The sequence below is a fragment of the uncultured Cytophaga sp. genome (genome assembly GCF_937863595.1).
Lineage (GTDB): Bacteria > Bacteroidota > Bacteroidia > Cytophagales > Cytophagaceae > Cytophaga.
In genome coordinates this window covers 74,554-100,258 of sequence record NZ_CALMGQ010000057.1, presented here as the reverse complement: position 1 = coordinate 100,258, position 25,705 = coordinate 74,554, and the positions used below count along the sequence as shown (strand labels likewise).

Sequence of the window (25,705 nt, the reverse complement as noted above, 5' to 3'; positions counted from 1 at the left end):
TAATACAATCTACTTCTTCAGCAACTTATTATACTCCTCCAACAAATCAATGTATTTGCCTTTCCACAGATAAGACTTTCTATCGAAGCGAGGCGGTTATTTATTTGCCCTTACTTTTCGTTCCTTTACTTTTTGATGGAAGCGAAGCTTTTAATAAACTAACATCTTTCGATAAAGCCTCAATCATTTTTGCCATTTCTTCGATGTCTCTTTTTGTGGCGAAGCCATAATTGCTTTTAGAGTCTTCAGCAGTGTTTTCAGAATCATTAAAAAAATCAACAATGTTTACTTCAAGAGTTTTCGCTATTTCAGTTAGGCGGGCTATTGACACGTTTGTTTCATCACGCTCTATTTTGGAATATGCGCTTTTAGTAATACCTAACTCATAAGCAAGGTTGTCTTGAGTAAGCTCCTTGCTTACTCGTATTCTTCTGATTTTTTGTCCTAATGAGGTTTTCACAGAACGAATTTATTCAAGTAGATATTTCTAACGTTTCGTTTAGCTGCAATTAAGTGTCATTATAGTATATATTTGTATCTTTATAGTATATTTAATGGTCAAATATAACCTTTCAAGACATTTTGTGAACTGCAAAATGATTTTGAATGGATATAACTGCGCCAATCGAAATCACATCAAAAGGTAAAGATACTCTTGATTAAAGCCGAGCTAAACCGAACATGATATTCAACGAAGACTCAAGAGTTAAAATACCAACCATTCTGCATCTTATTCGCTTAGGGTATAAGTACCTTTCGTTATCGAAGAATAACTGGGATGAGTCGACCAATATTTTTACAGATATTTTTAAAAAGAGCATTGGAAAAATAAATCAAGAGTTAAGCGAAAGTGATATTACTAGATTTTACGATGAAGTTTCTCTGTGTCTGGAAAATGAAGATATCGGAAAAGCATTTTACGAAAAGCTTGTTTCAAAATCAGGCATAAGATTGATTGATTTTGAAAACTTTGATAATAATAGCTTTCATGTTGTAACGGAACTTAGCTATAAAAAAGACGATGAAGAATTTCGTCCAGACATTACACTTTTAATCAACGGCATTCCACTCGTGTTTATTGAAGTGAAGAAGCCAAACAATCCAGATGGAATTTTAGCGGAGCATAAACGCATACAAACACGGTTTGAAAATAAAAAATTCAGAAAGTTTGTTAACGCTACGCAATTGATGGTATTCTCCAATAACATGGAGTATGACCCACATGCATCGCAACCCATTGAAGGTGCTTTTTATGCAACAGCTTCGTATCACAAACCGAGTTTTAATTATTTCAGGGAGGGAGAAACGTTTGACCTTGAACGCATCCTTACAGATGTATCCGATGAAATTGAAACAGCTGTTTTAAAAGATACCAATCTATTAAGTATAAAGCAATCGGCAGAATTTACGACGAATAAAAATCCTGAAACACCAACAAATAAAATTTGCACGTCTTTGTTTCAGCGCAATCGTTTGTCTTTTTTATTGCAATATGGTTTGGCGTATGTGAAAGCAGAAGAGGGAGAATTGCAAAAGCACATCATGCGTTATCCGCAGTTGTTTGCAACCAAAGCGATAGAAACGAAATTAGAAGCAGGCGTTAAGAAAGGCATCATTTGGCATACGCAAGGAAGTGGCAAAACAGCGCTGGCATTTTATAGCGTGAAATTTTTGACTGATTATTTTCAGTCGAAAAATGTAATACCGAAATTTTATTTTATCGTAGACCGAATCGATTTATTGATTCAGTCTGCCAAAGAATTTAAGAGCAGAGATTTGGGGGTTCATGAAATTAATTCTCGTGAGGCCTTTTCGAAAGATATAAAATCTACGAGTGTTATTCATAACAATTCGGGTAAAGCAGAAATTACGGTTGTTAATATTCAGAAATTTCAAGACGACCCAGATGTAATTAAGAACAACGATTACAATTTGAATATACAGCGCATTTATTTTTTAGATGAAGTACATCGGAGTTATAACCCTAAAGGTAGCTTCTTAGCAAACTTGCAACAATCAGATGCAAATGCGATTAAGATCGGCTTAACGGGCACACCTTTATTGGGCGAGGATTACAACTCCAAAGCATTGTTTGGTGATTACATTCATAAATATTATTACAACGCATCCATTGCAGATGGATATACCTTGCGTTTAATACGTGAAGAAATTGAGACCAAATACAAACTGACCTTAAAAGAAGCCCTAGAGAATATAAAATTATTAAAAGGCAACGCCGACAAAAAAGTCATCTATGCGCATCCAAAATTTGTAGAGCCCATGTTGGATTATGTGGTGCAGAATTTTGAACAAGCGCGCATAACTATGAATGATGCTACCATTGGTGGTATGGTGGTTTGCGATTCGTCTGAACAGGCGAAAATGATGATGGAGATTTTTGAATCTAAATATGCTGTAAAAGCAGAATCAGATTTTTTGATGGCTGCCGAAGACGACCGACCAAGTTATGGCATTCAACAAAAACAAAACAACAAAGTAAAATCTGCGGCTGTTATACTGCATGATATAGGAACTAAAGAAGAACGCAAAAAACAAGTAGAAGCGTTTAAAGAGGGCAAGATTGATTTGCTATTTGTATACAATATGTTGCTCACTGGTTTTGATGCACCACGCTTAAAGAAACTATACATTGGTAGGGTTATTAAATCACACAACTTGTTGCAAACATTGACGCGTGTGAACAGAACCTATAAAGAATTAAAATATGGTTATGTAGTTGATTTTGCAGACATACAATCGGAGTTTGATAAAACCAATCGCGCGTACTTTGATGAATTGAAATCAGAGTATGGGGATGAAATGGAGCATTACACCAATATTTTTAAATCTACGGAAGAGATCAATTTAGAAATTGAAGAGATTAAAGATGTACTATTTGCTTTTGACACCCTCAATGGAGAAAATTTTTCGAAGCAGATAAATCAAATCAATGACCGCAAACAGTTGTTGGAAATTGTAAAAGCATTAAACAATGCACGTAGTTTGTACAATCTCATTCGTTTGTCGGGGAATTATGAATTATTAGAGAAGCTTGATTTTAATAAGCTCACACAACTCTCGCGCGAAGCCAACAATCGTTTGTCGCTTATCAATACAAAAGAGGCCTTGGAAAACAATGTAGATACCAGTAATCTATTAAACATTGCCTTGGAAGATGTACTCTTTGCTTTTGTAAAGGTGAAGGAAGAAGAGATGGTATTGGCCGATCAGCTGAAAGATATTTTGCAACGCACACGCGAATCGCTCGGTGCAAATTTTGATCAGAAAGATCCGGTGTTTATTTCTTTAAAAGAAGAATTAGAAAGGTTGTTCAAGAAAAAAAATCTCAATGAAGTTACAAAAGGTGAAATGGAAGACAACATTAAAGCCTTAGAAATTATCTATTCACAATCAAAAGAAGTAGAACGCAAAAATCAATTGCTAAAGGCGAAGTACGACAACGATGCAAAATATGCACGCATGCACAAACGCTTGATGGAGAAAGATCCCTTAACCAATAGCGAACGCAAGTTGTTTGACGTATTACACAGTCTGAAGCAAGAAGTAGATGCACACATTTTGCAAAACTCAAAAATGTTGGAGAACGAAGCTTTTATAGATAAAATGATGGCGCGTTTAGTAATTAATCAATTTAAGAATAAGCACAACATTGATATAAACGCGGATCAAGCCAATACTATTAAAACGATGATGGTAAAGGAGTACTTAAATGAATTTCATGGTAGGGTTGGGTATTAAATAAGGTTGTCTGAACTATGATTAGAAGATGTCTGAACTATGATTCTTTTGATTAAAGTGAAAGGAAAATGATTAAAGAAAAATGCTAATCACAGCAACTACGGCGAAAATTTTAATCATAACAATCATTCAAATCAAAAGAATCATAGTTCAGACAAGAGAAAGAATCACAGTGCAGACAATCATCAAAATATTAACACGCATTCGAATTAAAATATAAAAATGACTACCACAATACAATTTGAAAAACAAACCAAAGCACTTATAGACGATTTAAAAAGTGTGTGTGCCAATTATGGTTTGGGAAATGACGGCAATGAATTTAAAATCATTACGCAGGTATTTTTATATAAATTCTTGAATGATAAGTTTACGTTTGAAATAAAACAACTCGATAAGAAATTAGCAAAGTCAGACGATGTAGCAAAGGACCTGCGCAAATACAAAAAGGGCGAATACGAAATGCTTACCATGCAGCTCAGCGAAAGTACGGCTGCATTAACACCTGCACAGTTGATACCTTCTTTGTTTGAACGACAAAACGAAGCAAAGTTTTCAGATATCTTTGACAATACCTTACTTGATATTGCAAAAGAGAATAGTGAAATATTTTCTGTGATTACCGATGGTGGCGAAAAAATTGTGTTGTTTGAAAACATCAGCAAATACGTAACCGATAAGCGTGACGAATTTTGCAAAGCCATTATCAATAAATTGGTTGGCTTTAGTTTTGAAACCATCTTTCATGAGAAATTTGATTTTTATGCTACCATCTTTGAATACTTAATTAAAGATTACAATACCAATAGCGGAGGTAAGTATGCCGAATACTTTACGCCACACGCCGTAGCAAAAATTATGGCTGCTTGTTTGATTACGGAGAAACAAAGCAATGTAACCTGTTATGATCCATCTGCGGGGTCGGGCACCTTGTTGATGAATATTGCACATGCCATTGGTGAAGATAAGTGTACGATTTATTCGCAGGATATTTCTCAGAAATCTTCCAACCTCTTGCGCTTGAATTTAATTTTGAATGACTTGGTGCATTCCATTCCTAATATTGTAAAAGGCAATACCATCTTAGAGCCCTACCACAAAGAAGTCAATGGGCGATTGAAGCAGTTTGATTTTATTGTTTCGAATCCACCCTTCAAATTAGATTTTAGCGATTACGTAAAAGACTTAGATACGAAAGCCAATAACGAACGTTTTTTTGCAGGCCTACCCAATATACCCAATGCAAAAAAAGAAAGCATGGCGATATACCCGCTGTTTATACAACACATTATGTACTCGCTTTCTAAAAAAGGCAAAGCTGCGGTTGTTGTACCTACGGGGTTTATAACTGCACAAAGTGGCATTGAACGTAAAATACGTGAGCGTTTGGTTGAACAAAAAATGCTGCGTGGGGTAATTAGTATGCCGAGTAACATCTTTGCAACGACAGGGACTAACGTGAGTATTTTGTTTATAGACAATGCCAATAAAAAAGGCGACATCGTGTTGATGGACGCCTCAAAGTTGGGGACTACGGTGAAGGATGGTAAAAATCAAAAGACCTTACTCTCGCACGAAGAAGAACAATTGATTATCAAAACCTTTAACAAACACGAAGCTGTTGAAAATTTTACGGTTGTAGTATCGTACGAACAAATAGCAGAGAAAAATTACAGCTTTAGCGCCGGACAATATTTTGATGTGAAAATTGAATACACGGATATTACACCAAAGGAATTTGCAAAAAAGATGGACGACTTTAAAACAAATTTAGACACGCTATTTTCAGAGTCTAAAAAGTTAGAAAAGGAGATTCAAAAGCAGCTGGGAGGATTGAAGTATGAGTAAGGTTGAAACATTAAAAGATATTACTTTAAAAATTGGAAGTGGCGCAACTCCCCCGGGTGGGCAAAATTCCTATTATGAAGAAGGCGTTTCATTTATTAGAAGTCAAAATGTGCTTGACTTTAGATTCTCGACAAATGGTTTAGCGTTTATTAACGAACAACAGGCGAAAGAACTAAATGTTGTTACGATCGAGGAAAACGATATTCTTTTAAACATTACAGGTGATTCGATTGCACGGGTTTGTCTTGTTCCTAAAGAAATTTTACCAGCACGAGTTAACCAGCATGTAGCAATAATTAGATGTGATGAAACTGTTTATTATAAATATGTTTATTATTATTTACTGAATTTAAAACCATATCTTCTTAAAATATGTGGTGTCGGAGGAACAAGAAATGCTTTAACTAAGGTTGCTTTAGAAAAGTTAGAAATTATATTTCATGATAATCAAAAACGAAGAGCTGAAATTCTTTCCGCTCTCGATTCTAAAATTGAGCTTAATAATCGTATCAATGCTGAGTTAGAGGCAATGGCTAAAACACTTTACGATTATTGGTTTGTGCAGTTTGATTTTCCGAATGAAAAAGGTAAGCCGTATAAAAGCAGCGGCGGTAAAATGGTTTGGAATGATGCGTTGAAAAGGGAGGTGCCGGCGGGCTGGGAGGTGACTTTCTTGAATGAATGGATTAATAACGACAAAAGCGGTGATTGGGGTAAAGAAGCGCCGGAAGGAAACTACAATCAAAAAGTATATTGTGTTAGAGGTGCAGATATAAATGGTTTGAATGGTAATGGTTCGTTGAACACACCAGAACGTTATATTTTGGAAAAAAACATTCATAAAATTCTAGAGCCTGCTGATTTAATTGTTGAAATATCAGGCGGTAGCCCAACACAATCTACTGGGCGATTAGCATTTGTTACTGATGAAACATTGAATCGTTTTGATGCTCCACTTATTTGTTCAAATTTTTGTAAAGCAGTTACGTTAAAAGATAAAAAGTTGTTATTTAATTTTGTTTATCATTGGAATAGTATTTATGATGCGGGTGTTTTATTTGGATATGAGGGCAAAACAAGTGGCATAAAAAATTTATTGTTCGAAAGTTTTGTAAGCACACATTTAACTGTACTTCCCACAGAAGATATAATTGAAAAGTTTTATAAAACTATTGTTTCTATTCATTCAAAAAAACAAACTAATTTATTAGAAAATCAAAAACTCGCCCAGCTTCGCGATTGGCTGTTGCCGATGTTGATGAATGGGCAGGTGAAAGTTGTCTGAACTATGATTCTTGTGATTTGAATGATTGTTATGATTAAGAATTTTTCTTTAATCAGTTTTCTTTCACTTTAATCAGAAGAATCATAGTTCAGACAACATCAAGCGAATCATAGTTCAGGCAAAATTTCTTATCTTTTGTAAACGTCCTTTTTTAATTTTTATATTGATATTTGCAAGGTTATCTGAACTTTCTCCCAAAAGCGGGACAGGTTCTGATTTGAATGATTGTTATGATTAAGAATTTTTCTTTAATCATTTTTCTTTCACATTAATCAAATGAATCATAGTTCAGACAACATCACACGAATCATAGTTCAGACAATCTTCAATTTTAAAATACCAGCTACACATGATTAACGAACAATACAAACATTCAGAATTAACAGCTAAGATTATTGGTTGTGCTATTGAAGTTCACAAGAAATTAGGAAACGGTTTTCAGGAAGTAATTTATCAACGTGCACTCGAGATTGAAATGTGCCTAATGAATATTTCTTTTAACAGAGAATTTGAAATGCCTATTTTTTATAAAGAACAGCAAATTGGAACGAGGCGAGTAGATTTTTTAGTAGAGGGTATTATTTCAGTTGAATTAAAAGCTATCTCACACATTGAGGAAGTACATTTTGCACAAGCAATTAATTATTTGGAAGCATATAACTTGGAGATTGGTTTACTCATTAACTTTGGGGAAATGAGTTTGAAATTTAAGCGCTTGACAAATAAAAAATTTAAAGATGTTTGAAAAAGATTGTCTGAACTCCCGCTCAAAATTGGGGCAGGTTATGATTCTTGTTATTTGAATGATTGATATGATTATGATATTTTTTTTATTTAATCAATTTTCTTTCAAATTAATCAAACGAATCATAGTTCAGACAATATCAAACAAATCACAGTTGAGACAATTGTAAATATCACCAACCTTCTCTCCATTTTCAACATCTGTACGCAATTTAAATTTTAATCGTAACTTGTTTAATCTAACAATTCAATTTTTATGAATCAGGAAACAGCTATAAAATTATTTGAACAAAAACAGGTTCGCAGTATCTGGGATGCCGAACAAGAAAAATGGTATTTTTCTGTAGTGGACGTAATTTCGGTACTCAGCGATCAAATTGATCATCAAGGAGCGCGAAATTATTGGAAAGTATTGAAAAGTAGGCTTTTAAAGGAAGGGAATGAAACGGTTACAAATTGTAACCGTTTGAAATTAATAGCAGAAGATGGTAAAATGAGACTTACAGACGTTGCTGATACGGAACAATTATTCCGTTTAATCCAATCTGTACCTTCACCTAAGGCAGAACCCTTTAAATTATGGATCGCAAAAGTTGCCCGTGAGCGTATCGATGAAATAGAAGACCCTGAAATTGGCATTGATCGATTGATGGAAACCTATCTCAAAAAAGGATACAGCAAAGAATGGATTAATCAGCGTTTAAAAAGTATTGAAGTACGTAAAGAGTTGACTGATGAATGGGATACAAGAGGCGTAAAAAAAGGTCAAGAATATGCAATACTAACCGATGAGATTACGAAGGCCTGGAGCGGCTTAACGGTGAAGGAATATAAAAATCACAAGGATCTGAAGAAAGAAAATTTAAGAGACAATATGACCAATCTTGAATTGGTATTGAATATGCTTGCAGAAGCTACTACTTCTGAAATTAGCAAAGAAAAGAAGCCAAAAACATTTGACGAGAATAAAATTATAGCCAACCAAGGCGGCACCATTGCTGGTAATACCCGAAAAGAAATTGAAGAGAAGACGGGTAAAAAAGTTGTGAGCACACGTTCAGCAAAAAAACTATTAGCAGACAAAGCAAAACAGATCAAGAAGAAATAATTTGCACTTTTGTTACTGCTTTTGTCTGAGTTCCTCTTCCAAAGCGACAGAGATTATGATTTTTATGATATTGATTTTATTTTAATCACCTTCCTTTCGGCTTAATAAAATCAATCATAGTTCAGACAATTTTTAAATAATCTACACTTTAAGCCTGTATTAAACCAAATGGAACTAATTTTAATTTTTTTGTCTCCTTAAGGCAACATTAACCCTATTTTATTAGGTATTGTTGCCTATAAACAACATATTATATTTGATTTATTTCTAATTTTTCGTATATTAGTTGTGTAATAGCAACATTAAATGCTTATTACATGTATTATGTCGTACTTAAGCAACAATATAAACTGGTATGCACTTAGTGATCCCGCAATCATTGAAGAGTTGGGCAAGCAACTAAAGCGCATGCGTCTAAAAAACAATCTTACGCAACAAGCGCTTGCCGATCGTTGTGGTTTGTTTCGCAGTACCATCAGTGAAATAGAGAATGGTCGTGTGGGTAGTTTGTTAAGTTTTGTGCAATTGCTGCGTGGGCTCAATAATTTAGATTTGCTTGATGCCTTTGTTATAAAAGAAGAAATCAGTCCGCTGATGGTTGCAGAGCAGCAAGCCAACATGCGCAAGCGTGCTTCAAACAAAAGCAAAAAAGACAAACCTGAAAGCGAATGGTAGTAGCAAACGTGATGTTGTGGGGGCAACGAGTAGGCGCTGTCTTGTGGAACTACGAAAAAGACTATGCCACTTTTGAATTTGAAGCAGGTTTTTTAAAATCGGGTTTGGATGTTGCGCCGATTATGATGCCATTAGAAAATGCACGTAGCGGAGAAATTTTTCAGTTTGCAAATCTTCCTAAAGAAACGTTTCATGGTTTGCCAGGCTTGTTATCGGATGCCTTGCCCGATCGGTTCGGGAATCAGTTGATTGATTTATGGCTGGCGTCAAAAGGGCGCGACAAAGACAGTATGAGTCCGGTTGAACGATTGTGTTATTTGGGTTCACGCGGTATGGGCGCCTTAGAATTTGAACCGACAGAGCGCAATGAAAAAGAACCGTCGAAAGGCTTGGAGATTGGTGACTTGGTAGAACTTTCTAAAAAGGCTTTGTCGATTAAAGAAACCTTAGATAGTCATTTTTCGAATGATGATGCAGAAACATTTTCAGATATTATTCGTGTAGGTACCTCTGCTGGTGGTGCACGTGCAAAAGCTGTGGTTGCATATAATGAAAAAACAGGGGAAGTACGTTCTGGACAAATAAAATCTCAGAAAGGATTTGAACATTGGCTCATAAAATTTGATGGTGTAACCAACGAAGCCTTGGGCGATCCCAAAGGGTATGGACGCATTGAGTATGCCTATTATAAAATGGCTGTTGCGTGTGGAATTGTAATGATGCCGAGTAAATTATTGGAAGAAAACGGTAGGGCACATTTTATGACCAAACGTTTTGATCGCATTGCCAATGATGAAAAACTACACATGCAAACACTTTGTGGAATGTGTCATTTTGATTATAATAATCCAAATGCATATTCGTACGAACAAGCGTTTCAAGCAATGCGCCAATTGCGATTGCCATATACAGATGCAGAGCAATTGTATCTACGCATGGTTTTTAATGTGATCGCCCGCAATCAAGATGATCATACAAAAAATATTTCGTTTCTGATGGATACGTCTGGTATGTGGAGCTTATCGCCCGCCTATGATGTTACCTATGCGTACAACCCCGCAAACAAATGGATTGGCAAACACCAACTATCTGTAAATGGGAAAAGAGAAGATATAACGCGCGAAGATTTATTGTCGCTAGCAAAACAAATGAATATTAAAAAGCCGAAAGAAATTATTGAGAAAGTAATTGCTGTAATACGTGATTGGTCTATGTATGCACAAGAGGCAGGTGTTCCGAAGAATCAAATAACAGCTTTGGGGAAGACGCATTTATTGAACATGTAAATTTTTTCGGAGATTGATATATGAAATATTTAATAAATGCTCATGATAGAGAGCATACAGACTGAAAGCCTGAAATATTAAAACTTGGGGCATCGCCCCAAGGAAGAAGTAAATGGAGCTATTTTTTTGCATTAAAAAGTACTATGAAATTGTTTAACTTGTAACACCAACAAATCAACATGGCTAGCGAAAATAAACACACACTAAAACCAAGCGACGAGCTGTCGGATTTTTTGCTGTATACAGCACCAGATGGAGCAGTAAAGATTGAAATCTATTTTCAAAACGAATCGGTGTGGCTAACACAGCAAAAAATCGCAGACTTGTTTGGAGTAGATAGATCTGTAATTACTAAGCACTTGAAGAATATTTTTGAAGGGGAACTGGAAAAGGATACAACTTGTGCAAAAATTGCACAAGTTCAACTAGAAGGTGAAAGAACGGTCACTAGAAATATTGAATATTATAATTTAGATGTTATACTTTCAGTTGGTTACAGAGTTAATAGCAGCAAAGCCACCCAATTTAGAATTTGGGCAACAAAGACGCTGAGGGAATATATCATTAAAGGCTTTGTAATGGATGATGATCGGTTGAAAAATGGACAGTTTTTTGGCAAAGATTATTTTAAAGAATTACTAGAACGTGTTCGTTCCATCCGTGCAAGTGAGCGCAGAATATATCAACAGATTACAGATATTTTTCAAGAATGTAGTATCGATTATGATGTGCATTCGGAAGTAAAAAAACACTTTTTTGCAAGCGTTCAAAATAAATTTCATTTCGCTATCACAGGAAAGACAGCTGCTGAAATTATTTATGGGCAGGCAGATAGTAAAAAAGAACACATGGGTTTAACTACCTGGAAAAATTCACCAGGCGGGAGAATCTTAAAATCGGATACGACTATTGCAAAAAACTATCTGAATGAAAATGAAATTAAACAGCTGGAACGGACCGTAACAAGTTATTTTGATTACATCGAAAATTTGATCGAAAGAGGAAATGCGTTTACGATGGAACAGCTGGCGGAAAGTGTAAATAAATTCCTTTCGTTTAATGAGTATAAGGTGTTAGGGAATGTAGAGACAATTGCTAAAGTACAAGCCGACAAAAAGGCGGAAGAAGAATATGATGTGTTTAATAAAACACAAAAAATAAATTCTGATTTCGATAAAGAAATTCAGCGCATACAAAATAAAAAATGAAAGGATAAATTCTATTTCGTACGATAAAGGCTGAAAGCCTTTCATATCAAAACTAGGGGCGTCTCCCCTAGGAAGAATAGATGATATAGCTGAATATAGAAAAATCAATCTGAAAGATAATTAACCTACCATGAAACCACAAAAAAACGTCTCAAACACAATCGTCATACAGGCATCTGCAGCAGATGTTTGGGATGCATTAGTAAATCCTGCTAAAACAAAAGTATATATGTTCGGCTGCGAAACCGTTTCGGACTGGAAGGTTGGAAGCGAATTGTTATGGCGCGGCCAGTATGAGGGAAAAGAAATGGTTTTTGTAAAAGGCAAAATTTTAGCCATTCATCCCCATGAAGAACTTTTATATACGGTGATTGATCCTTTTGCGTCGTACCCAGATATTCCTGAGAATTATTTAAATGTTACCTATAAGCTAGAAAGCTACGGAGAAGACACAAAATTAACCGTGATACAAGACGGGTTTGAATGTGCCGCAGAAGGTGAGAAACGATATGACGACGTATATAATAAAGGCGAAGGATGGAACCCAATATTAGTGCAGATTAAAGCATTGGTAGAAGCGTAATCAGCATTAAGATTTGACGGATACATGTGAAAATATTGATAAGCACCATGTACTGTCATACACAGACCGTTTCACCACACAACAAATGTGGTGCTATGTGAGCCATTGAACACGGTTGGAGTAACTATGGTAAACAGAGATCAAGGTTTTTAAAATATGCAATCAATATTTTCCAATCCAATAAATCCCATAATCCCACAAATCCCAATTCAGACAAAAAAATGAAATCAAATTCAGACAACAATCTTTCTTGGGCCGAATTCGAACGTGTAGATATACGTGTTGGCACCATTATTCAGGCAGAAGTATTCGCAGAAGCAAAAAATCCTGCGTATAAATTACACATTGACTTTGGAGCCTTGGGAATTAAAAAAACCTCTGCTCAAATCACCGTTTTGTATTCCACAGAAGAATTGATTGGCAAGCAAGTTGTGGCTGTCGTTAATTTTCCACCAAAGCAAATTGCAAACATACAAAGCGAATGTTTGATACTTGGTGCATTGGGAAATGATAAAGCAATTACGCTACTAGGTTTGGATAAAGAGGTAGAAAACGGATTAAGAATCGGATAAAACGTTGGCAGAAGGGTGATTTGAATTTTGCCCAAATACGTAGAAGTTTTGACTGTATTGGATGCTATAACAATTAGGTCCATGAGTTAAATCACACGAATCATCGTTCAGACACGTTTAGCTATCCATTAAATTCTCCCGGTGGTCTGTAAAACATAGGTCACGACGAAAATTTCAGAACTGGTTTGCAGATTCCATTTGATAGAGCGGAAAGGCTGAAAGCCTTACATATCAAAACTTGGGGCATCGCCCCAAGAAAGAAGTCATTGAAATCAATTCCTTAGCACATACTGTCGCCAATCGAATTTCAAAATCGTAAAAATATCCTTAATTTAGTTATTCCATGTATCGAATGTTAAAAATGAAGGAATAGCGTTCTTATTTCTAAAGCGATACGAAATAATAACTCAACGTGTTTAAAAATATGAAAAATCCCATTACTATTGAAACAATCGTTCATGCGCCAATCGATAAAGTGTGGAGTTATTGGAATGCACCCGAACATATTACGCAATGGAATCATGCATCTCCAGATTGGCATGCTCCGAAAGCGGAAAATGATTTGCGTGTGGGTGGAAAATTTACAACGACGATGGCTGCGAAAGACGGCAGTATGCGTTTTGATTTTTGGGGAATCTACGACGAAGTTAAACCTACGGAATGGATTGCCTATACCATGGGTGATGGAAGAAAAGCAACGATTGCGTTTTCTATCGTTGAAGAAAAAATAAAAATAGTACAGCGTTTTGAGCCTGAATCGGAGAATTCAATCAAATTGCAACAAGCGGGTTGGCAAGCGATTTTGAATAGTTTTAAATCATATACAGAAAATAATTAGTACAATACATTCAGTTATAAAATGAAAATACTTAAAGTAATAACAGTTATTGTTGGCGTATTTGTTGCGCTATTTTTGCTTGTAGCCGCCATTATGCCAAGTACCTATACGGTTTCGGTTTCTACTGTTATAAATAAGCCGCAAAAAGAAGTGTACGATTTTGTGAAGTCATTAAAGAATCAAGAATACTATAGCGTTTGGGTAATGAAAGATTCAAATCTTGTAATGACGTATACAGGTGTAGACGGAACACTTGGATTTGTTGCACACTGGAGTAGCAGTAACGACCAAGTAGGAGAGGGAGAGCAGAAAATCACAAAAGTAGACGGAGAGCGAGTTGAAGTTGATATACGATTTGAAAGACCTTTTGAGGGAGAACAAAAGGCGGCAACGATAGTTAAAGACATTGGTGAAAATAAAACCAAAGTAATAAGCGAATTTTATGGCCATGATTCCTATCCTTGGAATGCGCTATCTTTTGTAGGTAAATCCATTATCAAGGATGCACAGACACAAAATATGGTAAATTTAAAAGTGATACTTGAGCGCTAATTCAAGGCCTATAAACGTAGCTCGTATAAAAAACTCATTTCTAAAGAATTAAGAGTATAAACGGAACGTATATTTTCTAATGCAGAATAATTTTGCAATAAATCCCAGCTTTGATATAAGGAATTTCCTTTTAAAGGGTGTAACTTATCTATTCAAATTCAGTTTTGAATAGATACCTTAGGAATGGCAAACTTGATAGATAAAAACACGGTCACCTTATTGCGCATACCTTTTTCATTTTTATTGATGCCTTTATTCCTATTGGCATTAAGTCAATCAGGAGTGAATATTTTAAACTTTAATGTAATTGTGAGTTTTCTCATAATACATCTACTGGTATATCCAGCAAGTAATGGCTACAACAGTTATGTCGATCAAGACGAAGGCAGCATTGGCGGTATAGAAAATCCACCATTGCCAACCATACAATTATTTTATGTAACAGTTTTTTTGGACATACTTGCATTGATTCTATCTGTTGTCTGTATTCATTGGAAGTTTGCAATTTGTATTTTTTTATACATCCTAGCTTCAAGAGCCTATAGCTCTAAAACCATTCGACTAAAAAAATATCCCTACATCGGATTTCTTACAGTGGTATTTTTTCAAGGTGCTTTCACGTATTATATGTGTGTGTTAGGTATTACTGGCCAGTTATTGGAACTGAATCAGCCGATAATTTATTTACTTATAGCCTGCTCTCTACAAATTGCAGGCGCTTATCCATTGACACAGATTTATCAGCATCAACAAGATTATAAAGATGGCGTTATTACCATTAGTTATAAACTGGGGTATATTGGAACATTCTTGTTTACAGGTATCATGTTTCTAGGTACAAACCTATTTTATTTCCTTTACTTTAATGCAACGGAATCTTTGAGCTCGTTTTATATTTTGCAACTGTTCTTCCTTCCAATTGTTGGGTATTATGTGTATTGGTTCAGTACAGTTATTAAAGATAGAACTGCAGCAAATTTTAAACATACCATGCGTATGAATCTGCTTGCAGCTATATGCATGAATACTTGTTTTCTAATATTATACATTATGAATACTTTCGCGTGACATATATTTCAGCCATAGAGACTGGCGTGCCAGCTTACAAACACAATCAAAAAGTGTTTTCTGAGTTTTATGCTCGTTCAACGGACGACACTGAAATACAGCGGAAGATAAAAATCATTGGAACTAAAACGGGTATCGAAACGCGTCATTCGGTATTAAAAGATTTTAGTGTGTCTACATCTGAGTTTAAATTTTTTCCTAAATGTGAAAGTCTTTTACCAGAGCCAAGTTTAACAAAGCGTATGGACATATATAACCATGAAGCACTTAAATTGTCTATAGGAACTGTACTTAAAATAAAAAATTTCGAATCCATTAAATCATCTATTACCCATATTATTACCGTTACATGTACGGGGTTGATTGCGCCTGGTTTAGATATTCAGTTGGCTCAAGCATTGCAATTAAATCCTACGATAGACAGGTGTAGCATTAATTTTATGGGTTGCAATGCCGCCATATTAGCCTTAAAGCAAGCAGATGCAATTTGTAAGAGTAATAACAATGCACGCGTGTTGGTTGTATGTACGGAATTATGTTCCATTCACTTTCAAAAGAATTATTCAGACGATTACATCATTTCAAATCAATTGTTTGGTGATGGCTGCGCAGTTGTTTTGGTCGAAGCTACACCTAATAAATATCAAGATAAAGATTTAATTAAGCTAAATGGCTTTCATTCCTTATTGTTGCATGAAGGCGCAAACGATATGGCGTGGCAATTATCGGAGACGGGATTTAAAATGAATTTAACTTCCTATGTATCGGATTTAATTAACGGCAACATAAAATCCATGTTAGAGAGCATCAATGTTCAATCAGAAAATATTGATCTGTGGGCCGTACACCCGGGGGGTAAAAAAATTATTGATGGGTTTTGCGATGCATTAAATCTAAATGCAGAAAAATTAAAATCATCGTATGAGGTGTTGCGTGACTATGGAAATATGTCATCACCTACGGTATTATTTGTATTGAAAAATTTATTAGAAAAAAATACACATCCAACTATTGGACAATCTATTTTTGTAGCAGCGTTTGGTCCAGGTTTAAGTATCGAAACATTGAAATTGATGTATGCTTAAATATAGAAGCCACGAGAAGGAGTTATTAGATGCTACGGATATACCGAAGAAAGATTTATTTTTAAATCTGAAAGAGTTAAATTTTATCAATACGTGGCTAGGTGGTTATCGTATTAGTTTGTCTGGCATACAAAAAATTTTGAAGAACAATAAGATATCAAGTCTTGTGGATATTGGTTGTGGAGGTGGCGATACATTGCAGGTACTTCACTATTGGTTTAAAAAGAAGAATAGATATGTTTCACTGACCGGTATTGATCTCAATCCTATCTGCATTGATTACGCAAATGCACATGCAGCGAATTATCCGATACATTTTATTTGCGACGATTATAGGCGATTGTTCGATTATATTCCACATGTTGACATCATTCATGCCTGCTTGTTTTGCCATCATCTTTCAGAAGAGCAATTGATAGAGTTGATGCAATTTGCGAAACAACATAAAACCATTTTATTGATTAATGATTTAGAACGGAATACGATTGCATATACTGCAATTTTATGCTTGACGAAACTTTTTTCAAAATCGTACTTGGTTAAAAATGATGCGCCCTTATCTGTTGCTAGAGGCTTTAAGAAAAAGGAATGGAAGGATATTATGGATAAAGCAGGAGTAACGGCTTATTCCATAAAAAATATGTGGGCATTCCGACATCAAGTGATTGTATATGGAAACAAATAACAATTATTCATGCGCTATTATTGGCGGAGGTTTGGCTGGCTTATCCTTGGCGATACAATTAGCCGATGCAGGGGTCGAAGTCATTTTATTTGAAAAAAAAACGTATCCTTTTCATAAAGTATGTGGCGAATACATCTCTATGGAAAGTTGGAATTTCATCACCGCACTAGGAATTCCTTTGGCGGAGCTAAACGTACCCATAATAAATACTGTCGGAATTAGTTCTGAAAAAGGATTTATGCTGAATGCAACTTTGCCCTTAGGTGGCTTTGGCATAAGCAGACATACACTCGATTTTAAACTGTATGAAGTAGCCAAACAAAAGGGTATATGTATACGTGAGAATTGCAACGTATTGAATGTAATACAACTCGATTCAAATTCCTACCGAATAGAAACATCACAAGGATATTACACTTCAAATATCGTATGTGGAACCTACGGAAAATACACACCTCAATTCATACATTCCAAAAAACAGAAGCAACACAATAAAGAGAATTACATCGGAGTAAAATATCACATTAAAACCGATTTGCCAACGGATAGGATAGAACTTCATAATTTTAGCGGAGGCTATTGCGGAATTTCTAAAGTAGATTTGGATGCGTATTGTATGTGTTATTTAGTCAATTCCATTCAATTGAATAACGCACAGAATGACATCAAAAAAATGGAAGAGAACGTATTGTTCAAGAATCCATTTTTAAAAAAACACTTTACACAGGCTGAATTTTTATTTAAAGAACCGCTTGTAATAAGTAATGTAACGTTTCGTAAAAAGTCGACCTATAGAAATGGTATATTCTTATTGGGCGATGCGGCTGGCTCGGTAACACCCTTATGTGGAAATGGCATGAGTATGGCATTACGTGCCTCACATATATTTGCTCAGTTACTAGCTTCTTTTTCTAAAGGAAATATTTCAAAAGAGGTGTTCATTAGAACGTATCAAAATGCTTGGGAACAGCAGTTTGATACGAGAATTATGATTGGATATTATTTACAGGGATTATTTGGCAAAAAGAATCTGACAGATATGAGTTTGAAAGTTCTCCATCAGTTTCCCTCCATTACTAAAAAAATTATTCAACAGACGCACGGCAATCCATTCTAATTGAAACATCGCACGTTTCGGATTTTTACAGTATAATTATTTCATATCTTTGTTATAGTGGACAAACCTACAAGGTTTTAAAAACCTTGTAGGTTTAAATTGCACTGATTCAATTGAATAAAAACATGAACGAGCAAGCTACCATACAGTATAAACGCATTGAAGAAGCGATTGCATATATTCAGACACATTATGCGAAACAACCCAGCCTAGAAGAAATTGCGGCAGCAGTGCATCTGAGCCCCGATCACTTTCAACGCATATTTAGTGAATGGGCAGGAGTAAGCCCCAAAGCATTTTTGCAATATATCAGTATACAACATGCTAAAAAAATCATACAAACTTCTGCTGTAAATTTGCTTGATGTAACACATCAAATTGGCTTGTCTAGTACAAGTAGGTTGCACGATTTGTTTATAAAGATTGAGGGAATGACACCTGCAGAATATAAAAACGAAGGAGCACAGTTAACCATTCAATATAGTTTTTCGCAAACATTTTTTGGAGAAGTACTTGTTGCTTCTACATCAAAAGGAATTTGCCATTTGACTTTTATTGAAAATCAAGAACGCAGTTTTGATTCTTTTAAAAAGCAATTTCCGAAAGCATTGTTTGAAAAGGTAGAGACAAAAATGCATAAACAAGCTCTGGCTATTTTTTCAACAGATTGGACAAATCTGTCTCAAATCAAATTGCATTTAAAAGGAACCGATTTTCAATTAAACGTATGGCAAGCCTTATTGAAAATACCCTTTGGCAATTTGACAACTTACGGAACAATAGCCAAAGCTATAGATAAGCCTAGCGCTTCAAGAGCCGTGGGTACAGCCATTGGAAGCAATCCGATTGCATTTCTGATTCCATGTCATCGGGTGATTCAATCCTCTGGTCAGTTTGGAGGCTATATGTGGGGCCCACTGCGAAAGACAGCGATGATCGGCTGGGAAGGAGGACAAAAAAGTACGGAGTATTAAGTACGGAGTACAAAGTCGGCTTTAAAATGGACAACATATTCCCCCAATGGTATGATAATATACGGAACGTAATGGATGCTATTCAGTTTAATGAATCGAGCAACATGTAAAACTATTTTCACTTACTTTGTGCTTAATACTCCGTACTTAGTACTTTCTTTCCCCATGGATTTATTCAATCAAGACCCAACAAAAAATCTCTTGCCTTACGACGGTGTTGTGGAATATCATGGTAGTATTATAGATACTGCACGTGCGAAGGAGTATTTTAATGCACTCCTTGATTCCATTGAATGGAAGCATGACGAATCATTTATATATGGCAAACACTATGTTACTAAGCGCATGGTTGCATGGTATGGCGACAAATCGTTTGAGTATTCGTATTCAAATACAAAGAAAAAGGCTTTGCCTTGGACAAAAGAATTAATGGAATTGAAAACCTTGGTTGAAAAAATTTCTGGTGAAACATTTAATTCCTGCTTGTTGAATTTATATCATTCAGGGGAAGAAGGAATGTCTTGGCATAGTGATGATGAAAAATCTCTCGTAGAAAATGCCTGTATCACTTCGGTTAGTTTGGGTGCCGAACGCACATTTTCCTTTAAACATAAAACCACAAAACTAGTCGTAAAGCAATTTTTAGCAAATGGGAGTTTATTGCTTATGAAAGGAGCTACCCAAAAATATTGGCAGCATGCTTTGCTAAAAACAAAAAAGGTGCAACTTCCTCGGATAAATCTTACATTTCGTTCAATGGGCGAATATTAGTATGATTTTATTATTTTAAGGGGATTTATTATTTTTAGTTTTAATTTTTAATAATAGATGTTTACTTTTTGAACTTCAATTTGTCTTTACTATTATCCTATAAAATGCCCTTATTGGGTATTTATTCATAAATTTGAATAGTGCTTTTAAACAATAGGGAACTCGTATTCGAACATAAGACACAAATTTTCAAGTATTTGAACTGAAATTGTAAGGATCAACGGCAATAATGAAATATATTTGTTTATATACAATCAGTATTTATTTCCGAATTCAAAAAAAAGAATTAACCCTAACCCAAAACTGTATGAATAAAAATCTACTACGAGGAAATATCGGATCCAAGTTCCTTTCCTTAATTTTCTGTATTGTTTTTGTTGTTTCTGTGAAAGCATCTTACATGAAAAATGTACCTATGCGCGTAACACAACCTGACGGCACCATTTTAAATTGTTTGGCAACGGGTAATGAATTTCATAACTGGATGCACGATAGTAATAATTACACCATCATTAAAAATCAGACTAGCGGTTTTTATGTGTATGCAATTATTGAAAACGGAAAATTAATACCTTCTAATTTTATCGCGGGACAAGTTGACCCATCTTCGATAGGTATTCAGCCAGGTGTAAATTTAAGCGATACAGAGGTTGTTGCAAAAACACAGCAATTAAAAGCGCAAAAAGCTGTTCCACAATCTAATCTTAGGACATCCGCTCCACAATCAGTAAGACAAGCATCAGGTGTTTATAATAACTTAGTTGTGTTTATTAGCTTTAGTGATCAAGGAGAGATAACACTCCCTATGTCTACGATTACGTCAAAATTTAATGCGGTTGGTTCTGCTTCTGTGAGAGATTTTTATAAAGAAGCTTCAAATAGCCAATTGGATTTGGTGAGTTCTTTTTATCCAACATCACCAGGTACGTATCCTGTATCGTACCATGATTCTCATCCAAGAAGTTATTATACAAAAGATGCTCCCGATGGATATGATAATGCCACTCCCAATTCAACCACACGGGAACATACCCTATTAGCAAACGCTGTTAAGGCTGTTCAAAACCAAGTGCCAGCTAATTTGATGATTGATGGCGACAACGATGGTAACATTGATAACATTGTATTTGTAATTAATGGTGTAAATGAAGGCTGGTCTGAATTGCTTTGGCCACACCGTTGGTCTCTTTATTCTCAAACCGTAAAAATTAACAACAAAAGAGCATACGATTATAACATTGTGTTTTCGGATGCCTTAGGTATTGGAGTTATTTGTCACGAGTTATTTCATTCTTTTGGTGCGCCAGATTTATATCACTACACGGACTATCCGCATGAGCCTTCTGGAGACTGGGATTTGATGTCGAGTGGTGATTGGAATTCTCCAAGACACATGACGGTATATTTAAAACAAAATTATGCAAAATGGAGTCCAAGTATCCCTGTACTAACAGATGCGGGTCGCTATAGCTTAGCTCCTGTTTCTCGCTCTTCATTTGCGGCATACCGAATCAATCTCCCAAATACAGATCAATATTTAGTACTGGAGTATAGAAAAAAAGAAGGGTTTTATGAATCAAAACTTGGTGGTGACGAAGGCTTGTTAATATATAGAGTCAATCCAACTATTGATGGAAATGGAGCAAACGGACCAGAAGAACTTTATATATATAGACCTGGTGGAACCAACGCAGTAAATGGAAATTTAAATCAAGCTACTTTTTCTCAAAATAAAAACAGAACAAAGTTTGATAACACAACGAATCCAAGTGCATTTTTAGCAGATGGTTCTTTGGCTGGCTTAGCAGCTAATTTAGGCATTACGAATGTTTCTGTAGTTGGTGAAGTTATTAGCTTTGATTACAAAGGTGGTTCATCTAACAAATCACCTGTAATTACATTGACAGCACCCGTAACAAATGCAACCTATAATGGGCCCGCTAGTATTACAATTTCAGCAAATGCGAGCGATGCAGATGGCACTATTTCTAGAGTAGATTTTTATAGCGGTACAGTTTTATTAAGTTCGGATGCTTCGGTACCTTATAGCTATACGTGGACAAACGTTGCAGCAGGAACGTATACGATTACTGCAAAGGCTACGGACAATTTAGGTGCAACAGCGGTTACAGCAGGCGTAACAGTTAGCGTACTTGCACCAATTTGCACACTTGCGAACACAAAATTAAATACAACGAATTATTTAGGAACAGCTGGTTCGTACAGTGGCACAACAAACGATAACAAGGATAAGGTATTTGATGGCAATGTCAATACGTTTTTTGATGCTGCCAGTGGCGATGCTTCATGGGCTGGTTTGGATTTGGTGAGTAACAAGAAAATTACGGGGGTTCGTTTTTATCCAAGAGCAAACTATTCAGATCGTATGGTTGGCGGAAAATTTCAAGGATCAAGTACGGCAGATTTCTCAGCGGGTGTAGTGGATTTATATACGATTGCAACAGCACCTGCTTATGGCTGGAATTGTGTGAACCTAACGAATGCAACTGCTATTAGATATGTGCGTTATTTGGCGCCAATAAATGGATATGGCAACGTGAACGAAGTAGAGTTTTACGGAACAGCTGTTGCAAATGCATTGCCTATAGTAAGTATTACTTCTCCGACCAATAATGCAACATTTACTATGCCTGCAACAATTACATTATCAGCAAATGCATCAGATACAGATGGGACCATTGCTAGTGTTGCATTCTACACTGGTGCAACTTTATTATATAAAGATGTTTCAGCACCCTATAATTATAGCTGGACAAATGTTGCAGTAGGCACATATACCATCACAGCAAAAGCAACCGATAATAACGGCGCAATTACAACGTCTGCAGCCATTACACTTATTGTAAATCCGGCCTGCACGCCAACGGCTATTATCCCGTATATTCAAATAAATGGTGCATGGTCAAATTCTACAATGGCTACACTACTTGTTGGTGGTTCCGTTAAATTTGGTCCGCAACCTGTTACTACGGGTTCATGGTCTTGGACGGGTCCGAAAAATTTTACTGCGACAACGCGTGAAACGACAGTGACTAATATTCAATTAAATCAAGCTGGGAATTATGTAGCAACGTATACAAATGATGGAGGCTGCACAAGTACGCAAACATTTGTTGTAACAGTTACTGCACCTGAAAATGTATTGCCAACGATTGCGATTACTAGTCCTACAAATAATGCGAGTTTCACTGCACCTGCTTCTGTCACGATTTCTGCCAATGCAACTGATTCAGACGGAACAATTTCTAAAGTGGAATTTTATAATGGAACAGTTTTGTTGAGTTCAGACACGAATGCACCATATACCTACACATGGACTGCTGTTACTGCCGGTACGTATACGATTCATGCAAAAGCAACAGATAATGTTGGTGGGACTGTTACTTCTAACAGCATTTCAATTGCCGTTATAAATCCAACAACGCCAACAGAAAATTGTATAATGCAAACTGCCCCGGTTGCAGATCAATGGGTGGTTCGAAATGATTGGGCAGACCAAGGAAATGGTTCCGCTGTAGTTACTGCCACTAATGCAATAAACATTAAACATCGCCAGTGGGGTAACGCAGATCTTTGGGTTATCGAAACAGGAAAGGCTATTAATGTAGTTAGCGGACAAACATATACGGTATCTTTCGATTTCAAAAACGATGCACAAAATCCTGTTACGGAAATGGAACTTGGTTTTGCAACAGGCGAAATGTGGAATGGTGCTGTGTTAGCACAGCCTGCAATAACTGTTAGTGCTGGCTTACCTACATCGTACACAACCAAAACAGTTACGATTAGTTCAACAACTACAGGGGTTATTTACTTGGCATATAAATTTACATTTGCAGGCCAGCCGAACAATACAGTTAATTTATACATGAAAAATATCGATGTTTGTAGCAATGCAAATGCTGCACAAGCAATGGCTGCAAGTCCGAATGCAACAACAGATATTGAATTTTTGAATGCTATAAAAGTGGGTGCGAATCCGTTCTTAGATCAAACAACCATTCACGTGATTTATTCGACAGATGTTGCTTTGAACGTAACTATGGTCGATATCAATGGCACTGTTGTTTGGGATTCTAATACATTGCATGCGAATCAAATAATTTATTTAGGGTCTGGTTTGCCCGTTGGAGTATATATGGTAACTGCACAATATGAAGGCATTACAAAAACCTTTAGATTACTGAAGAGGTAAGCTTAAGGATCGTATAAACTTAAAAAATCCTGACAAATATCATTTGTTAGGGTTTTTTAAGTTTATACGAATCAATCACTTGATTTTATAAAACAAAATGTTCAACTTAATGGAAGTAACAGTAAGTAGCATTCTTGTATGGATTATTATAATATTCTTGGCATTTCTAAAAGTGCCACAGAAGCAGACATTAAAAAGGCCTATCGTAAAATGGCTCGAAAGTATCATCCCGATTTAAATCCGAATGATAAAGCAGCCGAACAAAAATTCAAAGAGATTAATGAGGCCAATGAAGTGCTCAGCAATGCAGAGAATCGAAAGAAATACGATGCATATGGGGATAATTGGAAAAACGGAAATGCTTATGCAAATTCCGGGCAGCAAAGATCTCAACAATCGGGCGGATCAAGGTCAAGTGGAGGCAATCCGTTTGAATCGGACTACTCTGATTTTTTCAGTTCCATGTTTGGTGGCGGCGGTGGCGGGTCTAGAGGTGGTAGAGGCGGCGTAAAATTTAAAGGTGCTGATTTATTTGCCGAATTGAATCTAGATTTGAAAGAAATTTTTACCACACATAAAAGGGAATTGAATGTGAATGGTCGAAATATTCGCATAACAATCCCCGCAGGTATTAAAGATGGACAAGTAATTAAAATTTCTGGGTACGGCGGAGACGGCTTAAGTGGTGGTCCCAAGGGTGATTTACAAATTCAGATTAATGTCACCAACAGTACAAACTTTAAAATAGACAACAACGACTTGCATCAGAACATAGAAATCGATTTATACAAGGCACTTTTAGGCGGTGACTTAATTGTAGACACTTTCGATAGTAAAGTAAAATTAAAAGTTGCACCCGAAACGCAACCCGGCACCAAAGTAAAGTTAAAAGGCAAAGGCTTGCCTGTTTATAAAAAAGAAACCGAGTTTGGTGATATGTACATTACATATACCGTTGCATTGCCTACAAATTTAACGGAGAAAGAAAAAGAATTATTTACCGAGTTATCTAAACTTAGAAACGCATGAGTGTAGAAGGGCTTATTCCTGTTGTTGAAATTAGTACGCATTACAATGTGCAGGTTTCATTTATAAATAATCTTGTAGCTATCGGTCTTATTCAAATAGATACGGTTGAAGAGGTGCATTATGTCCATGAAAATCAAATTCGCTTAATTGAAAAGATGATTCGTATGCATAATGATCTCGATGTAAATATAGAAGGCATTGATATCGTATTTAATTTATTAGAAAAAATTGATGCTTTGCAAGAGGAGTTAAAAAATTCGAAGAGTCGATTGAAGATATATGAAGGGGAATAATGTCATCAT

At 35.9% G+C, this 25,705-nt stretch carries 22 protein-coding genes; 21 read left to right on the top strand and 1 reads right to left on the bottom strand.

Annotation, left to right across the window (positions count from 1 at the left end):
• Positions 1 to 100 precede the first annotated feature (100 nt).
• Positions 101 to 460: a helix-turn-helix transcriptional regulator gene (locus Q0543_RS04670; RefSeq protein ID WP_299249810.1), complete on the bottom strand. Its 360-nt coding sequence runs from the start codon at positions 458 to 460 to the stop codon at positions 101 to 103.
• Between the two features lie 221 nt (positions 461 to 681).
• Here Q0543_RS04670 and Q0543_RS04665 point away from each other — a divergent pair, with 221 nt between their 5' ends.
• The 21 genes from Q0543_RS04665 to Q0543_RS04565 all read left to right on the top strand — a co-directional run bounded on the left by Q0543_RS04665 (position 682) and on the right by Q0543_RS04565 (position 25,696).
• A complete protein-coding gene (locus tag Q0543_RS04665; protein WP_299249807.1) occupies positions 682 to 3,759 on the top strand; it encodes a type I restriction endonuclease in 3,078 nt (1,025 codons plus the stop codon).
• A 222-nt stretch (positions 3,760 to 3,981) separates the two neighbouring features.
• Positions 3,982 to 5,607 (top strand): class I SAM-dependent DNA methyltransferase, encoded by a 1,626-nt coding sequence (locus Q0543_RS04660; protein ID WP_299249805.1) that lies wholly within the window; start codon positions 3,982 to 3,984, stop codon positions 5,605 to 5,607.
• Positions 5,600 to 6,892, top strand: coding sequence for a restriction endonuclease subunit S (locus tag Q0543_RS04655; RefSeq protein ID WP_299249803.1), 1,293 nt, complete (start codon positions 5,600 to 5,602; stop codon positions 6,890 to 6,892). The genes Q0543_RS04660 and Q0543_RS04655 overlap by 8 nt, the downstream gene beginning before the upstream one ends.
• A gap of 349 nt (positions 6,893 to 7,241) precedes the next feature.
• The gene (locus tag Q0543_RS04650) at positions 7,242 to 7,637 is read left to right on the top strand and encodes a GxxExxY protein (protein ID WP_299249801.1); all 396 of its coding nucleotides are present in this window, start codon (positions 7,242 to 7,244) and stop codon (positions 7,635 to 7,637) included.
• A 255-nt stretch (positions 7,638 to 7,892) separates the two neighbouring features.
• Positions 7,893 to 8,744, top strand: coding sequence for a Bro-N domain-containing protein (locus Q0543_RS04645; protein WP_299249799.1), 852 nt, complete (start codon positions 7,893 to 7,895; stop codon positions 8,742 to 8,744).
• Positions 8,745 to 9,068: 324 nt separating this feature from the next.
• On the top strand, positions 9,069 to 9,419 hold the full coding sequence (locus Q0543_RS04640) for a helix-turn-helix domain-containing protein (RefSeq protein WP_299249797.1): 351 nt from the start codon (positions 9,069 to 9,071) through the stop codon (positions 9,417 to 9,419).
• A complete protein-coding gene (locus Q0543_RS04635) occupies positions 9,413 to 10,705 on the top strand; it encodes a type II toxin-antitoxin system HipA family toxin (RefSeq protein WP_299249795.1) in 1,293 nt (430 codons plus the stop codon). Before Q0543_RS04640 ends, Q0543_RS04635 begins: the two co-directional genes overlap by 7 nt.
• Before the next feature lie 179 nt (positions 10,706 to 10,884).
• On the top strand, positions 10,885 to 11,913 hold the full coding sequence (locus Q0543_RS04630) for a virulence RhuM family protein (RefSeq protein ID WP_299249793.1): 1,029 nt from the start codon (positions 10,885 to 10,887) through the stop codon (positions 11,911 to 11,913).
• Between the two features lie 130 nt (positions 11,914 to 12,043).
• Positions 12,044 to 12,496: an SRPBCC domain-containing protein gene (locus Q0543_RS04625; protein WP_299249791.1), complete on the top strand. Its 453-nt coding sequence runs from the start codon at positions 12,044 to 12,046 to the stop codon at positions 12,494 to 12,496.
• A 221-nt stretch (positions 12,497 to 12,717) separates the two neighbouring features.
• The gene (locus Q0543_RS04620) at positions 12,718 to 13,068 is read left to right on the top strand and encodes a tRNA-binding protein (RefSeq protein ID WP_299249789.1); all 351 of its coding nucleotides are present in this window, start codon (positions 12,718 to 12,720) and stop codon (positions 13,066 to 13,068) included.
• Positions 13,069 to 13,492: 424 nt separating this feature from the next.
• A complete protein-coding gene (locus tag Q0543_RS04615) occupies positions 13,493 to 13,906 on the top strand; it encodes an SRPBCC family protein (protein ID WP_299249787.1) in 414 nt (137 codons plus the stop codon).
• A 21-nt stretch (positions 13,907 to 13,927) separates the two neighbouring features.
• Entirely contained in the window at positions 13,928 to 14,458 is a 531-nt protein-coding gene (locus Q0543_RS04610; protein ID WP_299249786.1) for an SRPBCC family protein, read from the top strand.
• 183 nt (positions 14,459 to 14,641) lie between these two features.
• Complete coding sequence (locus tag Q0543_RS04605; RefSeq protein WP_299249785.1) at positions 14,642 to 15,526, top strand: UbiA family prenyltransferase; 885 nt, start codon at positions 14,642 to 14,644, stop codon at positions 15,524 to 15,526.
• Positions 15,523 to 16,611 carry a type III polyketide synthase gene (locus tag Q0543_RS04600; protein ID WP_299249783.1) on the top strand — a complete coding sequence of 363 codons (1,089 nt, stop codon included), beginning with the start codon at positions 15,523 to 15,525 and terminating at the stop codon, positions 16,609 to 16,611. The genes Q0543_RS04605 and Q0543_RS04600 overlap by 4 nt, the downstream gene beginning before the upstream one ends.
• Positions 16,604 to 17,296 carry a methyltransferase domain-containing protein gene (locus Q0543_RS04595; RefSeq protein WP_299249780.1) on the top strand — a complete coding sequence of 231 codons (693 nt, stop codon included), beginning with the start codon at positions 16,604 to 16,606 and terminating at the stop codon, positions 17,294 to 17,296. Before Q0543_RS04600 ends, Q0543_RS04595 begins: the two co-directional genes overlap by 8 nt.
• Positions 17,283 to 18,413 carry an FAD-dependent monooxygenase gene (locus Q0543_RS04590; protein ID WP_299249777.1) on the top strand — a complete coding sequence of 377 codons (1,131 nt, stop codon included), beginning with the start codon at positions 17,283 to 17,285 and terminating at the stop codon, positions 18,411 to 18,413. Before Q0543_RS04595 ends, Q0543_RS04590 begins: the two co-directional genes overlap by 14 nt.
• Before the next feature lie 125 nt (positions 18,414 to 18,538).
• Positions 18,539 to 19,387 (top strand): bifunctional helix-turn-helix domain-containing protein/methylated-DNA--[protein]-cysteine S-methyltransferase, encoded by an 849-nt coding sequence (locus tag Q0543_RS04585; protein WP_299249775.1) that lies wholly within the window; start codon positions 18,539 to 18,541, stop codon positions 19,385 to 19,387.
• A gap of 165 nt (positions 19,388 to 19,552) precedes the next feature.
• Positions 19,553 to 20,158 (top strand): alpha-ketoglutarate-dependent dioxygenase AlkB, encoded by a 606-nt coding sequence (locus Q0543_RS04580; RefSeq protein ID WP_299249943.1) that lies wholly within the window; start codon positions 19,553 to 19,555, stop codon positions 20,156 to 20,158.
• Positions 20,159 to 20,465: 307 nt separating this feature from the next.
• On the top strand, positions 20,466 to 24,374 hold the full coding sequence (locus Q0543_RS04575) for an Ig-like domain-containing protein (RefSeq protein WP_299249773.1): 3,909 nt from the start codon (positions 20,466 to 20,468) through the stop codon (positions 24,372 to 24,374).
• A gap of 138 nt (positions 24,375 to 24,512) precedes the next feature.
• Positions 24,513 to 25,403 carry a J domain-containing protein gene (locus tag Q0543_RS04570; protein WP_299249771.1) on the top strand — a complete coding sequence of 297 codons (891 nt, stop codon included), beginning with the start codon at positions 24,513 to 24,515 and terminating at the stop codon, positions 25,401 to 25,403.
• Complete coding sequence (locus tag Q0543_RS04565) at positions 25,400 to 25,696, top strand: chaperone modulator CbpM (protein WP_299249769.1); 297 nt, start codon at positions 25,400 to 25,402, stop codon at positions 25,694 to 25,696. Before Q0543_RS04570 ends, Q0543_RS04565 begins: the two co-directional genes overlap by 4 nt.
• The last annotated feature ends 9 nt before the right edge of the window (positions 25,697 to 25,705 follow it).

What these genes read in the sequence shown, in the direction of transcription:
- Q0543_RS04580 (WP_299249943.1), top strand. Translation starts at nt 19,553, where the DNA reads ATGGATTTATTCAATCAAGACCCAACAAAAAATCTCTTGCCTTACGAC.
- Q0543_RS04570 (WP_299249771.1), top strand. Translation starts at nt 24,513, where the DNA reads ATGGATTATTATAATATTCTTGGCATTTCTAAAAGTGCCACAGAAGCA.
- Q0543_RS04615 (WP_299249787.1), top strand. Translation starts at nt 13,493, where the DNA reads ATGAAAAATCCCATTACTATTGAAACAATCGTTCATGCGCCAATCGAT.
- Q0543_RS04575 (WP_299249773.1), top strand. Translation starts at nt 20,466, where the DNA reads ATGAATAAAAATCTACTACGAGGAAATATCGGATCCAAGTTCCTTTCC.
- Q0543_RS04585 (WP_299249775.1), top strand. Translation starts at nt 18,539, where the DNA reads ATGAACGAGCAAGCTACCATACAGTATAAACGCATTGAAGAAGCGATT.
- Q0543_RS04650 (WP_299249801.1), top strand. Translation starts at nt 7,242, where the DNA reads ATGATTAACGAACAATACAAACATTCAGAATTAACAGCTAAGATTATT.
- Q0543_RS04620 (WP_299249789.1), top strand. Translation starts at nt 12,718, where the DNA reads ATGAAATCAAATTCAGACAACAATCTTTCTTGGGCCGAATTCGAACGT.
- Q0543_RS04665 (WP_299249807.1), top strand. Translation starts at nt 682, where the DNA reads ATGATATTCAACGAAGACTCAAGAGTTAAAATACCAACCATTCTGCAT.
- Q0543_RS04610 (WP_299249786.1), top strand. Translation starts at nt 13,928, where the DNA reads ATGAAAATACTTAAAGTAATAACAGTTATTGTTGGCGTATTTGTTGCG.
- Q0543_RS04655 (WP_299249803.1), top strand. Translation starts at nt 5,600, where the DNA reads ATGAGTAAGGTTGAAACATTAAAAGATATTACTTTAAAAATTGGAAGT.
- Q0543_RS04605 (WP_299249785.1), top strand. Translation starts at nt 14,642, where the DNA reads ATGGCAAACTTGATAGATAAAAACACGGTCACCTTATTGCGCATACCT.
- Q0543_RS04660 (WP_299249805.1), top strand. Translation starts at nt 3,982, where the DNA reads ATGACTACCACAATACAATTTGAAAAACAAACCAAAGCACTTATAGAC.
- Q0543_RS04565 (WP_299249769.1), top strand. Translation starts at nt 25,400, where the DNA reads ATGAGTGTAGAAGGGCTTATTCCTGTTGTTGAAATTAGTACGCATTAC.
- Q0543_RS04625 (WP_299249791.1), top strand. Translation starts at nt 12,044, where the DNA reads ATGAAACCACAAAAAAACGTCTCAAACACAATCGTCATACAGGCATCT.
- Q0543_RS04645 (WP_299249799.1), top strand. Translation starts at nt 7,893, where the DNA reads ATGAATCAGGAAACAGCTATAAAATTATTTGAACAAAAACAGGTTCGC.
- Q0543_RS04630 (WP_299249793.1), top strand. Translation starts at nt 10,885, where the DNA reads ATGGCTAGCGAAAATAAACACACACTAAAACCAAGCGACGAGCTGTCG.
- Q0543_RS04595 (WP_299249780.1), top strand. Translation starts at nt 16,604, where the DNA reads ATGCTTAAATATAGAAGCCACGAGAAGGAGTTATTAGATGCTACGGAT.
- Q0543_RS04590 (WP_299249777.1), top strand. Translation starts at nt 17,283, where the DNA reads ATGGAAACAAATAACAATTATTCATGCGCTATTATTGGCGGAGGTTTG.
- Q0543_RS04635 (WP_299249795.1), top strand. Translation starts at nt 9,413, where the DNA reads ATGGTAGTAGCAAACGTGATGTTGTGGGGGCAACGAGTAGGCGCTGTC.
- Q0543_RS04640 (WP_299249797.1), top strand. Translation starts at nt 9,069, where the DNA reads ATGTCGTACTTAAGCAACAATATAAACTGGTATGCACTTAGTGATCCC.